Here is a 21,508-nt window from a genome sequence, read left to right as displayed (position 1 = left end):
GGACACCTTGTATACAAACCCTATTCTTCTGCAAGACCGTTCAGGTACCCGACAAGTTCATCGTGGTCCTTTAATATCAGATCGGCTTCCTGAAGCTTTGAAGCATCCAGGTATGCAGGAATTCCCACACAGAACAGACCTGCATTTTTGGCAGACCTTATGCCAAGAGGTGCATTCTCCACAACAAAGCACTCATTCTTATTAAGCCCAAGCATTGCAACTGCCCTGTTATAGGGTTCAGGATCCGGTTTCCCTTTACTGACATCCTCTCCTGAGACAATGGCATCGAAAATTCCGGGATAGAATTTATCCATGAGCGAGGTAACAATGGTCCTGTCGGCGCCTGATGCAACAGCAAGCCTGAACCTGCCCTTCAGGGAGCTCAGGCACTGGTACATGCCTTCAAATGCCTTTGCATGATTGTTCCTCAAAAAATGCGCTCTCTTCCTTTCAAGAATGGCAGCGTACATATCAGGATCAGGTGTCATGCCTGCCTTTTCAAAAAAGATGTTGATAACACCGATGTGATTCGATCCTTCTACCTCATATATCTCTTCTTCTGTGACCTCTATCCCCAATCCGGAAAATACATCGACCCATGCCTTTGCATGATATGGCATTGAGTCTACGAGAACCCCGTCTGCATCAAAAATTATTCCTTTATACATAGCGTGTTCCTTGCAGGTATCTATGATAAACGTTGTGGGATAAGGCTGCAGTGAAATGATGCGCAAATACTCAATCGATAATGATTTATCCTAACATGCAAAGTTTAGACCATGGATACAAAGGATGCTGACAGATCATTTCGGGTCTGCCTTAATTGTGGATACCCCCGCGGATTCCATGTATATATCAAAGGAATATCGGAAGGAAAGACCAGGCTTGGACTTATATGCCCTGGCTGCGGGCAGAGTTATGATATTGGCTGGCTTACAGCTGACATCACGGGAGAGGGACCTGAAAAAGAAGAGATCTATGATGAAAAGGAACATTAGCTCCTTTTCAGCTTCTCAATTCTCTTTTTGATCCCTGCCGCACTCTCTGTGTGCTTTTTATGCAGGCTATCATACTCTTCTTTACTGAGCTTATCCTTTTTCCAGTCACCCTCGATCCTTGCTATAACGGCAAGTTCCGCATCGTAAAGGTCTTCGAGTTCCCCGGGCATATAGGGATCAGTACTGTCATTCCTGCGATATCTGTTATACAACACAGCGATCACTATAATGAATAAAATGGCTCCTGCAATGATCCCTGCATATCCCTGCTCTGCCTCCAGGCCCTTATCACGTTCTTCAAGAGTGATGCTGAGCTGGTCAAACTGCGGGGAATACCATACATAAGACGTTTGATCCGTTTCACTGATCGTTTCATCGGCTTCAATTAAAAGATCCTCCCCTGAAATGATAACAGGAACTTTGTCTTCATCATGAGCTACTATGATTATGAGCCGTGATGTCGGGTACCCGAACGTTCCCTGCTCCCGCAGGACTTTCCTGTAAACTGTGCCTTCCCCGCTGTCCTGTATAGCGTACCTGATGCCATATAGCTGCGGCATTCCATTGGAACCTGATATTCCATGTGAACTGAAGTAGACCAGACTCCCATTTCTTTCATGATCCAATGATCGCACATCAGCAGTGCCCGCCATGTCAGTTACCTGGAGATGTGTTATCTGTGCAGCCTCAGGAACCCATAACACGAGCTCTTCATCTTCAGCTGTCACATCCATTAAATAGACAATTGATTCACTCACGATCAGAAGGTCATTATCATGGAAATGTATTTCGATCAGGTGACTGTACTCTGATATTGCGGATATTACAGAAGAGCTGTTGTCCTGTGAGGAAACATTGATGTCGCTGGTATTATCCTGGAATGCCTGGGCAGGGATCTGCAAAAGGATGAGGCATGCAGACAGAATCAGGAATAATGTAAGGTATGTGATCGTATTTCCCATGGTTTTGGGGAATTCAGAAGATTGTTTTACTTTCATTATTATCACGTAAGTGACTAGGAACTAATGATGTACATTATATATCTGTTACCCTGTGCATCTTAACTCTGCTGACTGGGAAACCAAAACCATATCAATTTTCCCTCAGATATCACCAATATAAATATCAAAGTATGGCTTATATTTTAATAAAATAGCGGATCTGTCAAATTCCATTAAAATATATCATAAATTATAATCAACATGAATAAACGTTATATATCTGTAGTTGAATGTAAAGTGACATGGACCCGTTTACAGCAATTACATTAGCGGTTTTTTTGCCATTTTTTCTGGCCGGTATATTGCCGTTGGTTGAAAAATTCCTAAAGGAAAAAATAGGGTGGTATGCATCCGCAGTTTCATTCCTGAGTTTATTGCTAGTTGCTCTGTCTGCACCTGAGATCATACACGGAGGGACTATTCAAAAATCCGTGCAATGGCTTCCTTCAATGGGCTTGAACTTCTCATTCTATGCGGACGGCCTTAGTATCATGTTCGGTTTCATCGTGTCCGGCATTGCAGTAATAATCATGTCATATTCCAACGGGTACATGTCAAAGAAAGAGGACCTTCCCCGGTACTACCAGCAGTTGCTGCTTTTCATGGGTTCAATGCTTGGAATGGTCTTTTCCGCCAATACAATTCAACTTTTTATCTTCTGGGAACTCACAAGCATCACTTCATTCATGCTCATCGGGTACTGGCGCAACAGACCTATGTCTGTGTACGGTGCAACCAAATCACTTCTTGTAACCGCAGGAGGTGGGGTGTTCATGCTTGCAGGATTCATTGTATTGAATCTTATCACAGGTACATTCGATCTTGTAACCATAATGCAGGACCCGTCGGTAATCGCAACAATAAAGGCACATGACCTCTTCCTTCCCGCACTCGTGCTTATCCTTATAGGCGCCGCATCAAAATCAGCCCAAGGTCCGTTCTACATATGGCTTCCCAATGCAATGGAAGCCCCGACCCCTGTAAGTGCATTCCTGCATTCTGCTACCATGGTGAAAGCAGGCATATATCTTGTCGCCAGGATACATCCTATATTCTCCGGAACCGAGGCCTGGTTCATACTGGTTAGTGGCCTTGGCATTATCACCATGCTTGCTGCGGGGTTCCTTGCATTCCGCCAGACAGATATCAAGGGACTACTTGCATATTCAACGATCAGCCAGCTGGCATATATGATGGCAATGTACGGTTACACCACCTACCAGTACCCTGGTATCGGGGTTGCATCTGCAACCTTCCACCTGCTCAATCATGCAACTTTTAAGGCATGCCTTTTCCTTGTTGCAGGAATAGTAGCACATGAAACTGCCACAAGGGATATATCTAAAATGGGTGGTTTACGCAAAGAGATGCCTGTCACTTTCATAATAGGCTCAATAGCTGCCCTTGCAATGGCAGGCGTGCCACCGCTGAATGGCTTTTTGAGCAAGGAGATGTTCTATGAGAGTTCACTGGAAATGGGGCATCTGCTTGGAGGACCATTCGAGATCCTGATACCTGCATTTGCGATCCTTGGCGGCGTCTTCACTTTTGCCTACTCCGTCAAGTTCATAGACGGTATATTTCTGGGAAAAAGGCGTGGTAAGGAGTTACCAAAACACATACATGAACCATCCCTGGTCATGCTTGTCCCGCCTGCTTTCCTGTCAGTACTTGTAATACTCATAGGTGTCTTCCCGTCTGCAGCGGTCCATTATATCATAGAGCCGGCATCATCTGCCATACTGCTTGAGGACGTGCACCTGCACGTATCACTGTGGCACGGCTTCACCACAGCACTTTTGATGACGATAATCACCTTCATTGCAGGTATTGCATTGTACACAAGGTATGATGCCATCGCAGCCTGGCAGAACAAATTCAATGAACTTCATCCGCGTTTGAGTATCAACTATATCTATGACAGTATCGTCGACGGAGCGCAGGGAAAAAGCAAATCGTTTGCAGCTTTCATGCAACCAGGGCCCATCAAGCCATATCTGGTATCAATGCTGGTCCTGTTCCTGGTACTCGGGGCAATACCGGCCCTTCTGGTGGCGTCTGCAATTGTCCCTGCTGACCTGAACTTTGAGATACCCCTTTACGAGGGGCTGCTTCTGGCAGTTATGGTGGTCTCTGCCCTGGGTGCAGCGATCCTGAAAAAATATCTGCATGCCATTATTGCAGTATCAGCCCTGGGATACCTTGTAAGCCTTGTATTCATATATATGAAGGCTCCGGACCTTGCAATGACACAGATACTTGTGGAAACACTTTTCACAATAATATTCCTGCTGGTAATAGTTAAAGTGCCACAGACTTTCACCGAGAAGATAGCAAAATCGGTCCTTGTAAGGGATCTGCTTATATCATCTGCAGTCTTTGCAACAATACTTGTCCTGCTCCTTAACGCATTTCAGGGAATCGTTTCACCATTTGAGTCCCTGTCATACTATTTCATAGAGAACAGTCTGCCACTTGCAGAAGGACGTAACATGGTAAATGTCATACTGGTAGATTTCAGGGGATATGATACACTGGGAGAGATAGTGGTTATTTGCCTGGCAGGACTGGGAGTCTATAATCTGATAAAGAGCAGGAGTGATAAAACATGACAACACTGATCGCAAGAACAGTATCAAAGGCATGTTTGCCCATAATAATCCTGTTCTCGGTTTCCCTGCTCCTGGCGGGACATGATAATCCGGGAGGCGGATTTATAGGAGGTGTGATGTTCGCCTCTGCCGTTTCATTAATGTACGTAGTGTTCGGCCTGAAATATATCGAATCACTTTATAATAACAACTGGGACAATTGGTTTGCTTTGGGACTGCTGATCGCTGCCCTTACAGGCATTGGGGTCATGGTCCTTGGTTATAATTTCCTCAGGAGCATGTCCGTATCTGTCACTTTACCGTTAATAGGGACTATAAAGATAATCTCGACAACGTTCTTTGACATCGGGGTCTATCTTGTTGTCATAGGAGCGCTGCTTTATATATTCAAAGGAATGGGTGAGGACAAATGAACCATATGATCCTTGCTATTGCAATAGCATTACTTTTTGGTATTGGAACATTCCTGATACTGAGAAAGGATATGATCAGGATTGCAATCGGGATTACTATCCTGTCCCACGCAACGAATCTGCTCATTGTATCATCCGGTGCATTCTCAGGGGATAAGGTACCCGTAATAACCCATGAGAATACAGGCAACTCAGCAGGCTTCATTTTCACAGATGACCTTGCAAACGGTATTCTTGCACCGATTGTTTCAAAAGGGACGGAAGCCATCTATGTTGACCCGCTTGTACAGGCGCTCACGCTGACGGCAATTGTGATAAGTCTTGCTACAACCGCATTCCTGCTTATACTATGTTACCGTGTTTATCAGGAGCATGGCACAACAGATGTGAGTGAGATAAGGAGGCTGAAAGGATGATCCCAATGGAGCAGGTTCCTATAATAATGGTAGCCCTGCCTATCATTTTTGGCTGTCTCACGATTCTTTTCAGGTCAAAGTCAGCGTTGCAGAAAGCCCTGAACATAGGAGTTTTCTCTGTTCTGCTGCTGCTAAGTCTGATACTCCTGTTCCATGTATGGGAGAATGGCATTCTGGTATATGAAGTGGGACAATGGGGAAAATATGGTATACTGCTGGTTGCAGACCTGCTGGGTGCCGGAATGGTTGTCCTCAGTTCCCTGATATCCCTCATGGCCATGATATATGCCACGGATTACATGGACCGCAAAGCGCTGGATTCAACGTTCTTCCCGCTTTTCAACCTCATGGTCGCAGGCCTGAATGGTATATTCCTCACAGGGGACATATTCAACATGTTCGTCTTCTTCGAAGTGCTTGTGCTTTCTTCCTGCGGGCTGATCGTTCTTACTGGACGTGGCGATCATACAAAAATGGCAGATAAGCTGGAAGCCATATACAAATACCTGATACTTAATATGGTCAGTATAATCCTTATGCTGGTGGCCATTGCTTCTCTCTATGCAACCGTGGGAACGCTTAACATGGCAGACATTGCAGTCAAGATATCGGTTTTGGCGGATTCAGGAACACTTCCATGGCATATCCATGTCATTGCAATGATGCTTATCGTGGTGTTCGGATATAAGGCAGCATTGTTCCCGCTGCATTTCTGGCTTGCCGATGTACACCCTTCAGCACCTGCACCCATACATGCGATGCTAAGCGGAATGGTCATCAAGGTAGGGGTCTATGGCATACTCCGGATACATTACCTTATATTCAACGAAGCCCTTTTCATGGTTCAGCCAATCCTTATTGTCCTCTCCCTTATAACGATAGCAGTAGGTGCAACTTCAGCTATAGGCCAGTATGACCTTAAAAGGCTCCTGGCCTATTCGAGTGTAAGCCAGATAGGCTATGTGCTACTTGGTGTGGGAATGGGAACTGCTTATGCCCTGACAGCAGCCATTGTGTATCTTGTGAACCATGCAATTGCAAAGTCCATGCTTTTCCTGACAACAGGAGAGACACTTTATCATGCAGGCACAAAGGATATGAGGAAGATGGGCGGTTTTGCAGCTTCAGCACCTTTCCTCTGTACCATATTCCTGATAGGGTCCATGTCAATAGCCGGACTTCCGCCTGCCGGGGGTTTCTTTGCCAAGCTGCTGCTCTTTGATTCCGGCCTTACGGCAGAATTCTATATTCCAATAGCTATAGCATTGGTATTTGCGATCTTCACTCTTTTCTACCTGTTCAGGACCTGGCTTACAATTTTCTGGGGTGAGGTGAAGGATTGCAGGGATGACAGCTGTAACACACGCAATCCGACAACTGCTATAAAAATAGCTTTGTCCATGCTTGCATGTGTGGTGATATTCATAGGGGTATACCCGGAGCCTCTGATAGCACTTTCGACTACCATCGCAGGGCAGTTGCTTGATCCGCAGCCATATATAACAGCCGTACTTGAGAGGAGTGTGAGATGAGACAATATATTGCCTATGCACTTGTACTGGGAATAATCTGGTGTTTTGTCAGCGGGAAGATCAGCATATTGAATTTCATGTTCGGTTCCTTCCTGGGTGTCCTTACAATGTTGTCTTTGAAGAAACTGTACAGGCTTGAAGAGGACACAAGCTGTGGGAATTGTATGAGAAGAATCCCAAAACTTGCAACGTTCCTTACGATCCTGATGATAGAGATCACAAAAGCAAGTGTACTGATAGCAAAGATAATCCTTGGCCCCAAACTGGACATAAGACCCGGAATAATAGCGGTGCCTATAAGAGCATCAAAGGATGCGTCCATAACAGCCATCGCAAACACCATCAGCCTGACACCGGGCACGCTGACCATCGATGTATCAGATGATATGAAAACGCTCTATGTACATTCCATCGATGTTTCAGATCCTGTGGCACTTAAGGCATCTATCCGCGACAAACTTGAAAGATACGTATTGGAGGCCTTCGAATGAATTTACTTGATGTGACCCTTGTTATTATGACCATTTCAATAATACCCTGTTTATACAGGATCCTTGCCGGCCCGACACTTCCTGACAGGGTCGTGGGGCTTGATGCACTGACACTGGTGATGGTAGTAACTCTTGGTGTCTATTCATATGTTAAGGAATCTCCTTTCTTCCTGGATGCTGCCCTTGTACTGTCCATAATAACCTTTGTAGGGACAATTGCCATAGCAAAATACCTTGACATGGGGGAGATATTCTGAGCATGCTCGCAACAGTGACCGCCATTATCGCAAATGCGTTCTTCCTGACAGGCATATTGTTCGTTTTTGTGGGAATGGTCGGGCTGCTGAGATTACCTGATGTGTACAATCGTCTTCATGCAACCACAAAGATCGCAACGCTGGGGACTTTCGGAGTGATGATCGCAATCGCCATAAATACCGGCTTTTCGGGAATTGGCCTCAAAGCCATAACAGTTGGTATATTCCTGCTGCTTACAGCCCCTGTATCCGCACATATGATCGCAAGGGCTGCCCACAGGCATGGGATAAGATTGTGGGAAGGATCAATAACCGATGAATATGAGCAGTTCTGCAGGGAAAAAGAATGCGATAAGAACTGATCTCCGGAATGAACTAACGCATTTGAAAAGGTTATTTCTTATTTTATACCCTTCACAGATACTAATTGCTTTACCGGACCCTTTATGTATTCCTTTATCAGATCCAAATGCCTAAAGCCCTCTTTACCGGCAATCCCTTCAATAGTACCCAATAATTAGTGAGCGGGTTGGGGAGTGGGGGTTAGTGTGGGAGTGGGGTTAAAAACAGACCCGCTCACTTGATGACTAGATGAAACAATGATATATAAATCTTGCCTTACTGATTGACCACAGCCGGAATAAATATCGTGTGCGGTCAACAAAATATTACTATGATCCGGGCATTGAATTATTCTATATAGTTTGTAATATATTTTTTAATATAAATTCATGAAAAATATAATTGATGAAATGAACTTGAATAAGTTTTCATAAGATCACAGACAAGCTTTATCTGCGTCCGGTTGATGCTGTTTTCTGATAATAGAACCACAGATAAACACAGATAAACGCGGATAAGTATGGATAAGTAGGGATAAGTATGAATAAATACATATAAATACGGATAAACGCGGTTTAACTAAGATCCGGACTCTGAACATGCCCCATTTCCGGCGCAGTATGGCAGCTATTGGTCCACATGTTGTTTATGTTCCCTGAATGGTTCTATATATATCCTATACTGTACGTTAATTAAATGCCTTCTATTTATTTCACTTGTGCAAGGGTTATAACATAACAATCCGTTTTTGCCTGCATGAAGAGATTACCTGGCCTTACTGCTACCGTCTCGGGGTCTTTACATATAGTCGTTTCTGCCTTAAGTTATGCCAGGTTCTCTCTTCATACCTGTAATCCTGCCGGTCTTTGTTTTACCGGACGCGTTACCTGAGAGTATAATAATAGCCAATAAAATGAAGCCTGGAGTGGAACCTGTGAAAAAAACGGTCGTGTATGTACTTAGCCTGTCCTGCATAGCAGCAATGCTGATCCTCTTTGCTTCAATGCTGCCCGCAGCATCTGCGGCAGCTACGTTCTGTCCATGTGCTGACCTTGATACCTGTGTGGAGTGGGTGAGTGAAGGTTCCCTCACTATCCAGTGGGGACGTACGGCGGTCAAGGAGGTAAATGGTATAAAGTATACCTTCCGCGCAGATGATTTTGACGACAGCATGAAGGCGGCGCTGATCTCTGCGGAGAAGGAAGGTATCATTAAAAAGGAATTCCTTTTCCTGGAAGGTGCAGACGACCGGAAGTCCTTTGTGTGGGATGATGAGATCAAGGTGGAGCTGAGCGGTATTTCGGTGGACGGGCAGAAAACCCCTTCTGCACAGATCAAGCTCTATTCCAGGGGCAAGCCAGAGCTTGAGATAAGCTTTGCTGCAAGTGCGGATACAGTGGACGGGGTGTCCGTTCCTGCCGGGAAATATGCCCCGGGTGAGGAGAAGGAGATAGAGGTTACGGTTAAGAACACCGGGGATGCATGGGCGGAGAATGTCGTCCTGATGGTCGATATTGTCGATTTCAGGCTTAAAGGTAAGGGGGATTTCCATTTCAGGGACCAGATCATTAAAAAAGAGCTTGGCTGCCTTGAGAAAGGTGACACCGCGGCCATTAATTTCACGGTGATAGCCCCGCAGTGGGATGGCAGGACCTCACCCTACGAGCTGGTGTATTCCATCAATGCCACAGCCGGTGGCTATGATATAAAGAAAGGATACCATGACAGTTCAGCTTACACTTTATTTGAATGCACAGAACCCGATATGAAGGTCATCCTGGAAGTGATACATGATGATATCAACATGACTTCATGGTATGTCCGGCATCTGGACAGCGGCAGCAAAACCTACAGTTCAAAGGATTATGAGATCCGGGATGCCTGGGAGTATTCTTTGCTCAGGACACATATATTTAATAACGGATTGTACACTATCAGTGACCTGAATATCACTTTTTCCCCGGTTGCGGATGAGTTTGTGATTTCTGAGACATACGAGTCAGGCAGCCATGCTTCCATGGACCCTGACGGGCAGTATTATCTTGGCCAGAAGCTTGTGCCCATGAGACAGGGCACATACTCCTTTGACAGTGTGGTGGTCACTGCGAACTTTTTCGGTAAGGAGCTAAGCTGGAAGTCCGGGACAAAGAGCATCAAGGTCCACGGTCCGTATATAGTGCTGACAAAGACCCTTTTGGCTTCTGAGGACGCCCGCTCAGTGACCCTTAAAGTGTCCAACACCGGGGACCGTGCAGCCTGGGTGAACCTGACCGACACCATTCCCGCTGCTGCGGGCTATGTGGACGGCAGCATTGAGGAGAGCCTTGAGGGAAGCGACCTGCCCCTGAGCGAGTGGGACCACTCAATATCGCAGTACAATGGCTCTCATCTTGTCTCAGTAAAGGGTGTGCTCCTCCCCCCCGGCACAGACCTTACCTTCAGTTACGATATCAGCTCCGCTGCAGCACCCGACCTCCCCCCTGCCGTATGCTCGTTCCGTGGCATCGGGGATTACAAGGGAGAGGCCCAGTCCTCCTTCTATGTAGCCGGCAGGGAGGTTAAGCAGTACTGGGACCCCTTCAACGGCGGCTGGCTACCCGAAACCCAGGATACTTTAGATGATGCACCCGCAACCCCCGCTGAACCCCTCCCCCCCACCGAAGATGAGGGGGATGAGGAGGAATATGATGAGGAAGAGCTCTATGCCATGTATGAAAGGCCTTCTGACATCTCCATGGAAGTGCAGCAGGACCCTGACCCCTCATTCCTCTCCGGTATCCTGGACAGCATGACCAGTATCTTCGACACCATCCAGCAGCTTGTGAGCAAGCTCTTCGGCGGCACACTGAGCACCATATCCTCCCTCTTTGCCACCATTGAGAATGCCGCCATCGATGCCGTGGAGAACTACCTCTACGCCGTTGTCATCATCATAGCCCTGGCAGTTTTCGGTGTGGTCTACACCCTTATAACCAAATGATCCTGCCATTCCGACCCCCTCATCTCATCTCCACCTCATTTCCACCTCACCTCCATTCCATCTCCCATCCCTGCCATAACCAATGCAGAGATATACACAAACACCACCCTGTATCTGTTTTCTTTCAGATGAATGAATAAAAATAACCCGCACACACCGGACTTCTTATTTTAATAACTTCCCTGCTTTAATAATTAAGTCCCCCGCCCATGATTTAAACAAAAATCCCTGTTGTATATGCAGCAATATATAGAGATACAATGAACCTATATGTATTATTTACCTATATACATCATTTGTACAACCATTATATATCCCGCCACCAATTAAGCGCTCAGAGCGATTAAAACCCGCTCGCAAATTGGAACATAAACAAATTGGTGTACGATACATATGAACATAAAGAAACTCTTTAACAACGAAGCTGGTGTTTCACCCATCGTTGCAACCCTCGTCCTCGTGGTAGTTGCAATCGCCGGTGCAGCAGCAGTCGGTACGATCTTAGGATCATTCTCAGGCGACGTTTCAGACAGCGCAAGCACAGGCGATGCCATGAGCGCCGCTTCAACCGAGCTCCTCATTGCAGGAAGCTCAACAGTCAAACCGGTCTCTGACCTCATTGCCAAAGAATTCATGAAACAGAACGCTGGTATCAAGGTCACGGTACAGGGCGGCGGCTCTGGTGCCGGTATGACCTCAGCAGGTCTTGGAATTGTCGACATAGGTGCAGCATCCGAGGAAGTAGATGATGATGTAATGAAGAAGTTCCCTGACCTTCAGGTCCACAAGATCGGTGGAAGCGCAATAGCTGTTATAGTGAACAAGAACCACCCAGCTGTCGCTCTTGCCCATACAAACGTCTCAAAGACAGAGTTGGAGACAATGTACTCAGGTGGAGCCATCGAGATTAACGGAACTGCATACGCCTCTACTAACTTATACCAGAGAGCAGACAAGTCCGGAACTGAGGACACATTTGCTGACTACCTCTACGACGACAAGGGAGCAATTGATGGCATCGCAACAATTGAAGGTGCAAACGGTAACTCCGGTGTCCTGGCAGCAGTCGCTGGTGACTCAGATGGACTTGGCTTTGTCGACTACGGATTTGCAACAACATCAGATGAAGTTAAGATCCTGAACATCATCGACGAAAACAATGAAGGTGACATGGAAGCATTCAAAGCCTCCAGCAGCAACATCAAGAAGGAGCTTGCTCTTGACTCAGCAACTGGCAGCCAGTACTATCCACATGGACTCACCCGCCCATTGAACTACCTGACAAACGGCGAGCCGAACACCATGCAGAAGGCATTCATAACCTTCGCTATGTCACCAGGATCCATCCCAGCATTCAAGGAAACTGGATACTTCTCAATAGCTGAGATTTAAACATAGTGAAAAGCAGTTTGAATTACCTGTGCCTGTCGGCACAGGTCCTTTTTTTAATAACAAGAGATTTCACAACATGAAGGAAAACGATATATTATTACGCATACCACAAACCGTCTTTCTTTTATGCAGTATTACAACAGCCATTGCCACTATATTGTTTGTAGGCTTCATATTCTATACTGCCTATCCCGTCTTTGCAAGAGAGGGACTGGGTTTCATAACAGGTTCAGTATGGGACTATGGCAATAACATATACGGTATACGCATCTTCATTGCAGGTACCCTCATCCTAACTGTCGTGACGCTCATACTTGCTCTTCCTGTAAGCATTTTCACGGCCATATTCCTTTCAGAATTTGCACATCCACGTGTTGCCGCCATAGTACGCCCTCTTGTGGAGCTATTGGTGGGCATTCCCTCTGTGGTCTACGGCATATTCGGACTTTTCGTACTGCATAAAACATTCAGGGATCACGTCAATCCTTTAATTGACAGTATACTTGGGTTCATACCCATTTTCGCCAACACGAGTCCGTCAACTGCGACAGGTGTGCTTCTTGCCTCGGTGGTGCTTGCAATCATGATACTTCCGACAATTGTGGCACTTTCAGAGGATGCCCTAAGATCGGTACCCCCGGAATACAGAGAAGCCTCGTATTCAGTGGGAGCCACACAGTGGGAGACCATCCGGAAGGTGGTGATACCTGCAGCCTCCGGAGGAATAATGGGTTCCGTTATTCTTGGCACTATGCGTGCCATGGGAGAGACCATGGCAATCGTGATGCTGATGGGTAATACCCAGAAGATACCTACATCAATACTTGATACTGGATATGCAATGACATCAAAGATCCTTAATGAGATAGGTTATTATGTGGCTGTCGATGAAGCCCGCAGTGCACTTTTCGGCATTGCAGCCGTTCTATTTGCTGTAGAGATGATGTTTGTTGCCTTGGCAAGGAAGATTGGAGGTAGAGTATGAAGAAAAGAAGGATTACTGAACTTCTGTTCAAAACGATAGCATATGCTGCAGGAGCAACAACCGTACTGGTGCTGATAGGGATACTTGGGAAGATAACTCTTGAAGCTATCCCGAGCCTGAGCTGGTACTTCCTGCTGACACCTGAATCACAAACCACGGGTTTTGGCGGGGGAATAGCCAACGCAGTAGTCGGGACTGTTTTACTCTCGGTATTCTCTACTCTTCTTGCAGCACCTATTGCTGTGGGGACTGCCATCTACCTTAAAAAGTACGCAAAGGACGGGTACTTTGTCAAAGGTTTTGGTTTCATCATAGATGTGCTGTCAGGCACCCCCTCGATAGTCGTCGGGATATTCGGGCTCCTAATCCTTGTATATCACATGCGTTTCATCACAGGGGGATTTTCCCTTCTCTCAGGCAGCATTGCATTGGCTATCCTTATCCTCCCTGTTATAGAAAGGGCAGCGGAAAAGGCATTAGAAGGCGTTCCTTTTGAACTGGAAGAAGCAAGCTATGCTCTTGGGGCAAAAAAATGGGATACTTTGAGGCTAATTACTCTGCCATATGCACTTACAGGCATTATCACAGGTATTGTTCTGAGCATCGGAAGAGCTGCAGAGGAGTCAGCAGTGGTGATACTGACAGCAGGATACACTCAGTTCTTACCTGAACTGAAGGTATTGCCTAATGAAAGTTTTCTTTATGGAGTTAAGATTTATCCGTTTCAGGACCTTGTTGCCGCTCTTCCTATAACTGTATATCATGCTTTTTTATTCCCGGCGTTGGTTCCACCTTCAGAAGGTTTTGCTGCTGCCTTTGTGCTGATAGTTATAGTAATGCTGATAAACGCAACCACAAGACTGCTTACCTGGAAACGCCGGATAGGCTGACCCCCTATCCCCCTCCCTCCCCTCCCACACCACCAAAACTCCCCTCAAACCACACATTTCCCGACCCATCTCTATATTTTATTGTCATCTACATAAATCATTGAGATTAAGTATATGTCTGCATATCCTTTTACTTATCAACAGATGGCTGGTACAAACACGGAATCCGTTCTTGAGCATGATAGCTCGTTCCATGAGGGGGAGCTGGCTTCTCCGGGGTATGGAGGGGGGTATTCTTCTTCTGATGAGGATGCAGAGGCTCAGGATGTTTTGCAGGTGACGGAGGGGGAAGGCGGGCAGGAGGATCCCGGGGTGGTGGATATTCCTGAGCTTTCCGGCAACGGCAGGGTGGGGAAGAAACGCAGGTTCCCGGGGTTTGGGAGGAAGAAGAAGGATAAGGATGGCGCGGGTGGGTCATCTGCCGGGAGTAATGGGGACCGGGGTGCTGCAGGCTTGCAGGAGAATGAGGGTGAGGTTTCAGGCGATATTCCGGACATTATTCCTGATACAGTTCACGATACCATTCATGATACAACTCCCGATACAATTGCAGATATTGTGCCTGCTGCTATCCCGGGTATTGCTCCTGATGCCATTGCGGGTGATGTGATATCCCTTGATGATGACAATGAAGGAGTGGGTGATGAAGACAGTGCAGGTAAGGGGAAGAAAGGTAAAGGGAAGGGGAAAGGTAAAGGAAAAACAAAAGACAGGGAGAAAGGGAAAAAGGGATTCAGGCTTGGACTGGGGAAGATGCCGGGGCTTGGCCTGAGGCGGAAAAAGAAGGACAGTCCGGGAATTGCTGATGTACAGGAAGTACATGCAATACAGGAAGTACAGAAAATACAGGAAATAACGGATAACGATGATACCACTTCCGGGGATACGCAGGGACAGAGCAGCACAAAAAAGGCATCTTCTTCGCTTTTGCAAAAGATAGAACGTATAATAACCCCAAAACCCGAAACTATCCAAGAGCTGGAGTTTGTTGTTGGAGAACTGTCTGTTCCTGCTCCCGGGGTTCCGCAGAAGGAAGTGGATATAACCTATGAAGTGACCCCCGGATGCCAGTATGTGCACATCGGCTTTACAGGGGATGCACTCCGGTACACATGTCTTGAACCTCCTTTAAGTGAGAGCGAGAAGGAGGCACTTAACATCATACAGAACGCCTTTGACAAGATGGCACACTCAGAGATCCTGGTGGTTGCAGAAGAGGACCGTGTGGATGCCCTAAGGGACAGGTTCGATCTTATAGTGGATATCTACCGGCTTAAGCTCAGCGACAGCCAGAAAGACAAATTCTTCTACTACCTCCACAAAAAGTACATGGGCTTTGACAGGATGGACCTGCTCATGAAGGATCCTTACCTTGAGGATATCACCTGCAACGGTCCGTACTCTGCCCTCTACGTCAACCACAGGGTCTATGGCTCTGTGGCCACTGACGTTGTCTACGAAGAGATAGAGCTTAACAACTTTGTCATGAGAATGGCACAGGCAGCCGGCAGGCACATCTCCGTACTGGAGCCCATCAGGGATGCCACCCTCACCGACGGCAGCCGTGCCAACCTCACCCTTGGAAAAGAGGTCACAAAAAGAGGCTCCACCTTCACCATCAGGCGCTTCAGGTCCAATCCTGTATCCTGCATCGACCTGATGAACTACAGGACCTACGACTCAACACTGCTTGCCTATTTCTGGCTCATGGTGGAGTACAAGCGCTCCATACTGGCAGCCGGCGGTACCGCATCAGGAAAGACCACAACCCTCAACGCCCTTGGCGCCTTCATTCCCCCGGAATACAAGATAGTATCCATAGAGGACACCGCCGAGATGAACCTCATGCACCCCAACTGGACCCAGTCCATCACAAGGGCAGGCTTTGGGGGAAGCAGCGGAGAAGGTGGCAAGTCCGCAGGTGACATCGAACTCTACGACCTTCTCAAAGCCGCACTGAGGCAGAGGCCGGAATACATAGTGGTTGGTGAGGTCCGTGGCTCTGAGGCAGGCACACTTTTCCAGGCCATCTCCGTGGGTCACCCCTGTATGGGGACCATACACGCAGGATCTATCCATGAACTGCTCTCCAGGGTTGAATCCGAACCCATGAACGTACCACGCAACCTCTTTGCCAGTGTGGACATGGTCATCTTCAACTCCATGATAAAGGTCGGTGAGCACTTCCTCAGGCGTGCCCTGAGGATAGTGGAAATAGTCGAGCTTGACCCGGAGCGCGGAGACCTCATCACAAACCCCGTGTTCAGGTGGAACCCCGTGACCGACGAATACGAATTCAGCGGCACAAGTGCCCTCTTTGACGACATCTATGACGAGTTCGGTGTGGAGCAGGCAGAACTTGTGCGGGAGATGGAAGTGCGGGCCAGGTATCTGGAAAGCCTTGCACAGGAAGGTATCCACGAATACGAAGCAGTTGCCAGGGCCATCAGGAAATACTCAAGACAGAAAGATGAGCTTATGGAGCTGATGCATTAAATGCCCGGGGCAAAGGCTTCAGATGTCCACCAGGCTTTCAATGAGGAGCCCACTAACAAGTACATCGAGAAGTACAAGATGTTCTGCTACGTCTTCGGGAAATACATCGACAAAAAACCCCAGGACGACATCGCAAAATCCCTCTACCAGGCAGACATGGTGCTAACGCCGGGAATGTTCATGTCCCTGGCCTTTGTCACAGCATCACTTGCAGCAATACTTGTCCTGATATTCTCCGTCATCCTTTTCCGCAATTCCTCCTCACCCCTTGTCTACATCTCGGTCCTGACATTTCTCACATTCGGACTGACTGTGAGCGGTTTCCCGTTCATGCTCTACAACAAGATCTCCGGCAAGAACATGAACATAGAGCACGAACTGCCCTTTGCGCTGGGCTACATGACCATCCTTGCAAGCGGAGGCTCTTCTCCCATGGACGTCATCAGGCAGGTCGCCATAGAGGATTACGGGGACGTATCAACGGAATTCGGAAAGGTCATGTACCGCGTGGATGTCCTGGGAGAGGATGGTGTCAGTGCCATGAACAATCTCATACGCAACACCTCCTCGGAATCCTTCAGGGCCATATGCATAGACCTTGCCAACTCCATGCAGTCAGGCGGAGGGCTGCGCACCTATCTTGATATGAAGTCCAGGGAGCTCATGGACATGAGGCGAAAGATGCAGCAGGAATTCGTGGAGTCCCTGGGCGTCTACGGTGAAGGCTACCTGAGCGGTGTGGTAATGAGTGTGGTTCTTGTGGTACTGATGATAGTGGTTGCAAGTGCCCTTGGCATCGACCTGGGTCCTTTCACTGCCAAACAGCTGTTCCAGTTCTTCGTATACTTCATGCTTCCCTTCATTAACATCGTTTTCCTCCTTCTATTGTGGATGAAATATTCAAGGAGCACCCTATGAACCTTGCCATGAATATCACAAAATACCGCATGGTATTACAGCGTTATTTCCAGATACTGACCTTGCGTTACGATATCAAGCGCGAGTACCTGACACTGGGAATCCCCGTATTCATCGCACTGATGATACTGGTCATGGCTGTCATGGCCGGCCATACCTTTGTGACCGATGACCCCACAGGCAGTGGAGAATCTGTGAACGATGAAGCCGCTGCAAAGAAAGCCGCATATGAAGCCCTGGTCGCAGAAATGGAGATGGCAGAGGCGGCAGAAAGGGGAGAGATCGTGGAGGCCGAAGCTGAGGAAGCTGCACCGGAGCCTGCAAAAGAAAAGCCCAAGGACGATCTGGACCACATTATGGTCTTTGCCGTACTTGTGGCCATCATCCCGTACTCAATAGATTCATTCCTCCAGAAAAGGCTCCTGCAGAAAAGGGAAGTAGCCTTCAGTGAGTTCCTCTACAAACTCTCAGAACTCATGAGAGGAGGTATCGATCCTGTAAAAGGTTTCATTAACCTCTCAAAGACAAATCTGGGTGTCATAAGCAGCAATGCCCAGGATGCCGCCTCTTCAATGGTACTTGGCAAATCCTTTGAGGAATCCATGCACAGGATGTCCGCTTCCATGAAGAGCCGTCTTGTTGCCAGGTATATCGACGTGGTGGTCCAGGCCGCCTACACGGGAGGTAACGTTGCAGACCTGCTCTTTCGCACATCCGAGGATATGAGGTCGGTAATAAACATCCAGAGGGAAAAAGAGGCGAACCTGAAGCAGTACATCGTAATCTTCTACCTTGCCCAGGGTATCATCATAATGCTCACATATATCCTCTCCACCTCCCTCCTGCCACTTATACAGGGCGTGGGCATGGAAATGCTGGGTGGCTCAGGCCTGTCAGACATTGATTTTGAACGTGGCTTCTTCCACATGATCATACTGAACGCCCTGTTCGGGGGGCTAATCATTGGCCAGATAACAGAGGGCGAGATGAAGCACGGCTTCAAGCATTCCGCAATACTGATAATGCTAAGCTACGTCGCCTGTGTGACCCTGCTTTTGCCCGCCGGCGCAGGGACCACCTACATGATAACAGTGGCCTCAGGCGACAGCCAGGAAGCCTTCGGAGGTATTCCCCTCCAGCAACCCATCATCTTCAACGTCACCGACATGGACGGCAACCCCGTTGCAAACACCTTTGTAAAAATGTCCATCTCCCCTGAAGGGGTGATATCCAGCTCCATGACAGCTGAGGATGGCACCGTTGCCGTATCCCCTGTCCCCGGTTCACAAACAGGCACATACCTGGTCACCGCCACCGCCGGAGAATCATCCGCCACCGCCACGATAATAGTAGGAGGCGTAGGCGAATGACCCATCTTTTGAAAAACGGAAAATCCATATGGATGAAAAACGAATCCAGGTCCTTAGATCGCAAAGAAAAAAACCAACCCGCCGCAGGCGGCGCATTCCATCATCACTGCACAACAGGACCATAGCCTTAAACAACATATCTGTTCTTTCTGATCCCTTTCAAAAAAAGACAGTACAGACCTCATGAACCGAATTCATGAACCCCTTCTGCAAATGCAGCATCAGAACAACATAAGTACAGTATCAAAATGTATGAAAACAGTATTAAAAAACATCAGAAGACTGTTAAAACAACATCAGATCAGGGCCCTGTAGAAATCCTTTCTTTATGAATAAACCATAGATAAATACGGATACACTCACCTTCTACGGAGTTGAGTGTATCTGCGGTTCACAAATTAGTGATAATAGCTTTTCTACAGAGCTCAGATCAGCATCAGTACAGTACCAAATCAGCGTCAGAACAGCATCTTTGGGACTAACCCACCCTTTCCCTGGTATCCATGGTGATGCCCTGGCTTGTGACATTGTAAGCTATCATTTTTGTGAGAGGGAGGCTGCCTTTCATCTTGGGGATGTTTATGTACCTGTTGATCTTACCGCCGATGTATTCGGTCCTGAACTGGATCACGCCGTCAACCATGGAGCGGACTATCTTCTCGGCCCTCTCGGGAAGGATGCCTGTGTCGGCTGAAAGCAGGAATGTTATATCCTCCTGTCGGCTGATATTGATAAGTGCTTCGATGGTCTCGGAGATCACCTCTATATCCTCATGGATCAGCAGTGAGGAGAACATGTCTATGATACACACATCAGCATCGGTTATGTTGTGCAGCGGGCCGTTGACATCACCGTAAAGCCTGTTGCTCAGTTTGTGCCTCCTGTAGCACATATCAAGCAGGGCCACATGATCTGAGAAATTTCCGATGATGGTGAATTTCTCCGGCATTTCCGTGATGCCAAAAACCTTCAATTCTTCGATTATATCCTTCTCAGAGCTTCGTGTGGATATATAGTATACCCGCTTTCCCATGGTCAGTGCATCGGAACTGATCTTGCGGAAAAAGACACCTTTCACATCCCCGATGTCTTCCTCTACCAGCAGTACCACATTTGCAGGTACGTTTTTCAAACCGAAGCTAGTTAACACCATCAAATCCCTTAAAGTAATCATTGCTTAAATCGTTTTGGAATAAATCCGCTACCTACATAGAATATATGGGGCTATATATATTATGGAAATAAAGTATATAATCAGTAATACACTTCTCATCAAAGATGGCTGGCAACGATATCCATGCATTCCTGCGGGATGACCGCGGGGTTTCCGTTATATTCGGTACACTGCTCTTGATACTTATTACGGTGATCGCTGCCTCAAGTGTGGCTTTCATGATCTCCACAATGCAAAAGGATGCCATGGAACGTGAAAGTTTCCAGTCGTCCGTGGAGAATGAGAACCTGAAGATAGTCTCCATCAAACCCATAGGTAACGGCAGCTCATGGCACTCTGTTGACCTGCGGGTCTTCAATAACAACATTGAGGATTCCTATATATCTGCAATAAGCATAAACAATGGTTACTTCCTCAATTTCAGGGCATATGACAGTTCGGGTTCGCTGGATGTCTACAACAATTATCCTGCTGTCTACAATGCAAACCGACGGCTGAAGATCCCTGCAACTAAAAGCAAGACTATTCACCTGAACTATTCGGACATCACTGTTGCGGGCACAGAGACCATATACACTTCCGGATGGACCAATAACAGCCTTGATTTTACCTATTCCCTCAAAAAACACCCCTGGGATGCCTATGGTGCAGTGCCTTATGATTACCAGGTGAACTACTCATCCAATTCCACCATGTGCATTCAAACGGGCAACTTCTCAATAGACAATGATAGCAGAAAGATCACTTTCTTTGGGAACGACTCCGGAGGAAATCTCACCAACACTACCAATTACGATATAAGCTACCAGGTAGATTTCACTTCATTTGCAGGGATTGCCCCTGCAGCAAGCAACCCGTTAAAGGTGGAGATCATCAGCTCCTATATCAATGTCTTCAGGGAACTTTTCACCCCGCCCATGCCAATAGCCGAAGTGAATTTCAGGGTGGAATACCTGCAGGATGCAAACGGTACCCAAACCCCGCGTAGTTACATGATACTGGATGCATCCGGCTCGCAGGACACCGACGGTTTCATTACAGGCTACAGGTGGGCTGTATGGAAGGATTCCGGCAATGGCACGGAAACACTGTATAACTATAACCTTTCGGGCATGGTTGTAAGGCCAATGGGAATTGATCCCTACAATGACAAAAACGTCACTATAGACCTTGAGATAACCGATGATGACGGCATGACATCAAGGCTTAGCCAGGTTTCCGGTTACCTGGAAATCCTTTAA

Annotated in this window: 19 protein-coding genes; 16 read left to right on the top strand and 3 right to left on the bottom strand. The window is 47.2% G+C overall.

Annotation, left to right across the window (positions count from 1 at the left end; translation table 11 throughout):
* Positions 1–20: 20 nt before the first annotated feature.
* Positions 21–668 carry an HAD family hydrolase gene (locus V7O64_RS01015; protein WP_407356177.1) on the bottom strand — a complete coding sequence of 216 codons (648 nt, stop codon included), beginning with the start codon at positions 666–668 and terminating at the stop codon, positions 21–23.
* A 111-nt stretch (positions 669–779) separates the two neighbouring features.
* On the opposite strand from V7O64_RS01015, the gene V7O64_RS01010 reads away from it, so the two are divergent.
* The gene (locus V7O64_RS01010) at positions 780–998 is read left to right on the top strand and encodes a hypothetical protein (protein ID WP_407356176.1); all 219 of its coding nucleotides are present in this window, start codon (positions 780–782) and stop codon (positions 996–998) included.
* Here the strand turns inward: V7O64_RS01010 and V7O64_RS01005 are convergent.
* Positions 995–1,996, bottom strand: coding sequence for a hypothetical protein (locus tag V7O64_RS01005; protein WP_407356175.1), 1,002 nt, complete (start codon positions 1,994–1,996; stop codon positions 995–997). The two genes, V7O64_RS01010 and V7O64_RS01005, sit on opposite strands and share 4 nt — an antisense overlap.
* Before the next feature lie 245 nt (positions 1,997–2,241).
* Here V7O64_RS01005 and mbhE point away from each other — a divergent pair, with 245 nt between their 5' ends.
* From mbhE to V7O64_RS00935, 14 genes are all read left to right on the top strand, one after another.
* Positions 2,242–4,611, top strand: coding sequence for a hydrogen gas-evolving membrane-bound hydrogenase subunit E (gene mbhE / locus V7O64_RS01000; RefSeq protein WP_407356174.1), 2,370 nt, complete (start codon positions 2,242–2,244; stop codon positions 4,609–4,611).
* Positions 4,608–5,024: an MnhB domain-containing protein gene (locus tag V7O64_RS00995; protein WP_407356173.1), complete on the top strand. Its 417-nt coding sequence runs from the start codon at positions 4,608–4,610 to the stop codon at positions 5,022–5,024. Before mbhE ends, V7O64_RS00995 begins: the two co-directional genes overlap by 4 nt.
* Positions 5,021–5,440, top strand: a complete 420-nt coding sequence (locus tag V7O64_RS00990; RefSeq protein WP_407356172.1) for an NADH-quinone oxidoreductase subunit K — start codon at positions 5,021–5,023, stop codon at positions 5,438–5,440. Before V7O64_RS00995 ends, V7O64_RS00990 begins: the two co-directional genes overlap by 4 nt.
* Complete coding sequence (locus tag V7O64_RS00985) at positions 5,437–6,972, top strand: proton-conducting transporter membrane subunit (protein ID WP_407356171.1); 1,536 nt, start codon at positions 5,437–5,439, stop codon at positions 6,970–6,972. Before V7O64_RS00990 ends, V7O64_RS00985 begins: the two co-directional genes overlap by 4 nt.
* Entirely contained in the window at positions 6,969–7,463 is a 495-nt protein-coding gene (locus tag V7O64_RS00980) for a Na+/H+ antiporter subunit E (protein ID WP_407356170.1), read from the top strand. Before V7O64_RS00985 ends, V7O64_RS00980 begins: the two co-directional genes overlap by 4 nt.
* The gene (locus tag V7O64_RS00975; protein ID WP_407356169.1) at positions 7,460–7,720 is read left to right on the top strand and encodes a cation:proton antiporter; all 261 of its coding nucleotides are present in this window, start codon (positions 7,460–7,462) and stop codon (positions 7,718–7,720) included. Before V7O64_RS00980 ends, V7O64_RS00975 begins: the two co-directional genes overlap by 4 nt.
* Before the next feature lie 2 nt (positions 7,721–7,722).
* Positions 7,723–8,082: a monovalent cation/H(+) antiporter subunit G gene (gene mnhG / locus V7O64_RS00970; RefSeq protein ID WP_407356168.1), complete on the top strand. Its 360-nt coding sequence runs from the start codon at positions 7,723–7,725 to the stop codon at positions 8,080–8,082.
* Positions 8,083–8,996: 914 nt separating this feature from the next.
* Positions 8,997–11,042 (top strand): hypothetical protein, encoded by a 2,046-nt coding sequence (locus tag V7O64_RS00965; RefSeq protein WP_407356167.1) that lies wholly within the window; start codon positions 8,997–8,999, stop codon positions 11,040–11,042.
* 459 nt (positions 11,043–11,501) lie between these two features.
* Complete coding sequence (locus V7O64_RS00960) at positions 11,502–12,434, top strand: PstS family phosphate ABC transporter substrate-binding protein (RefSeq protein WP_407356166.1); 933 nt, start codon at positions 11,502–11,504, stop codon at positions 12,432–12,434.
* A gap of 76 nt (positions 12,435–12,510) precedes the next feature.
* Complete coding sequence (gene pstC, locus V7O64_RS00955) at positions 12,511–13,419, top strand: phosphate ABC transporter permease subunit PstC (RefSeq protein ID WP_407356165.1); 909 nt, start codon at positions 12,511–12,513, stop codon at positions 13,417–13,419.
* Entirely contained in the window at positions 13,416–14,309 is an 894-nt protein-coding gene (gene pstA, locus V7O64_RS00950; protein ID WP_407356164.1) for a phosphate ABC transporter permease PstA, read from the top strand. The genes pstC and pstA overlap by 4 nt, the downstream gene beginning before the upstream one ends.
* Before the next feature lie 144 nt (positions 14,310–14,453).
* The gene (locus tag V7O64_RS00945) at positions 14,454–16,805 is read left to right on the top strand and encodes a type II/IV secretion system ATPase subunit (RefSeq protein WP_407356163.1); all 2,352 of its coding nucleotides are present in this window, start codon (positions 14,454–14,456) and stop codon (positions 16,803–16,805) included.
* Entirely contained in the window at positions 16,806–17,723 is a 918-nt protein-coding gene (locus V7O64_RS00940) for a type II secretion system F family protein (protein WP_407356162.1), read from the top strand.
* Positions 17,693–19,093 (top strand): type II secretion system F family protein, encoded by a 1,401-nt coding sequence (locus V7O64_RS00935; RefSeq protein WP_407356161.1) that lies wholly within the window; start codon positions 17,693–17,695, stop codon positions 19,091–19,093. Before V7O64_RS00940 ends, V7O64_RS00935 begins: the two co-directional genes overlap by 31 nt.
* Before the next feature lie 478 nt (positions 19,094–19,571).
* Here V7O64_RS00935 and V7O64_RS00930 read toward each other — a convergent pair whose 3' ends face one another.
* On the bottom strand, positions 19,572–20,246 hold the full coding sequence (locus tag V7O64_RS00930; protein WP_407356160.1) for an RAD55 family ATPase: 675 nt from the start codon (positions 20,244–20,246) through the stop codon (positions 19,572–19,574).
* A gap of 125 nt (positions 20,247–20,371) precedes the next feature.
* On the opposite strand from V7O64_RS00930, the gene V7O64_RS00925 reads away from it, so the two are divergent.
* Positions 20,372–21,508: an archaellin/type IV pilin N-terminal domain-containing protein gene (locus V7O64_RS00925; protein WP_407356159.1), complete on the top strand. Its 1,137-nt coding sequence runs from the start codon at positions 20,372–20,374 to the stop codon at positions 21,506–21,508.

This window comes from Methanolobus sp. WCC5, assembly GCF_045690325.1.
Taxonomy (GTDB): Archaea; Halobacteriota; Methanosarcinia; order Methanosarcinales; family Methanosarcinaceae; genus Methanolobus.
This window is presented reverse-complemented; position numbering and strand designations above follow the sequence as displayed.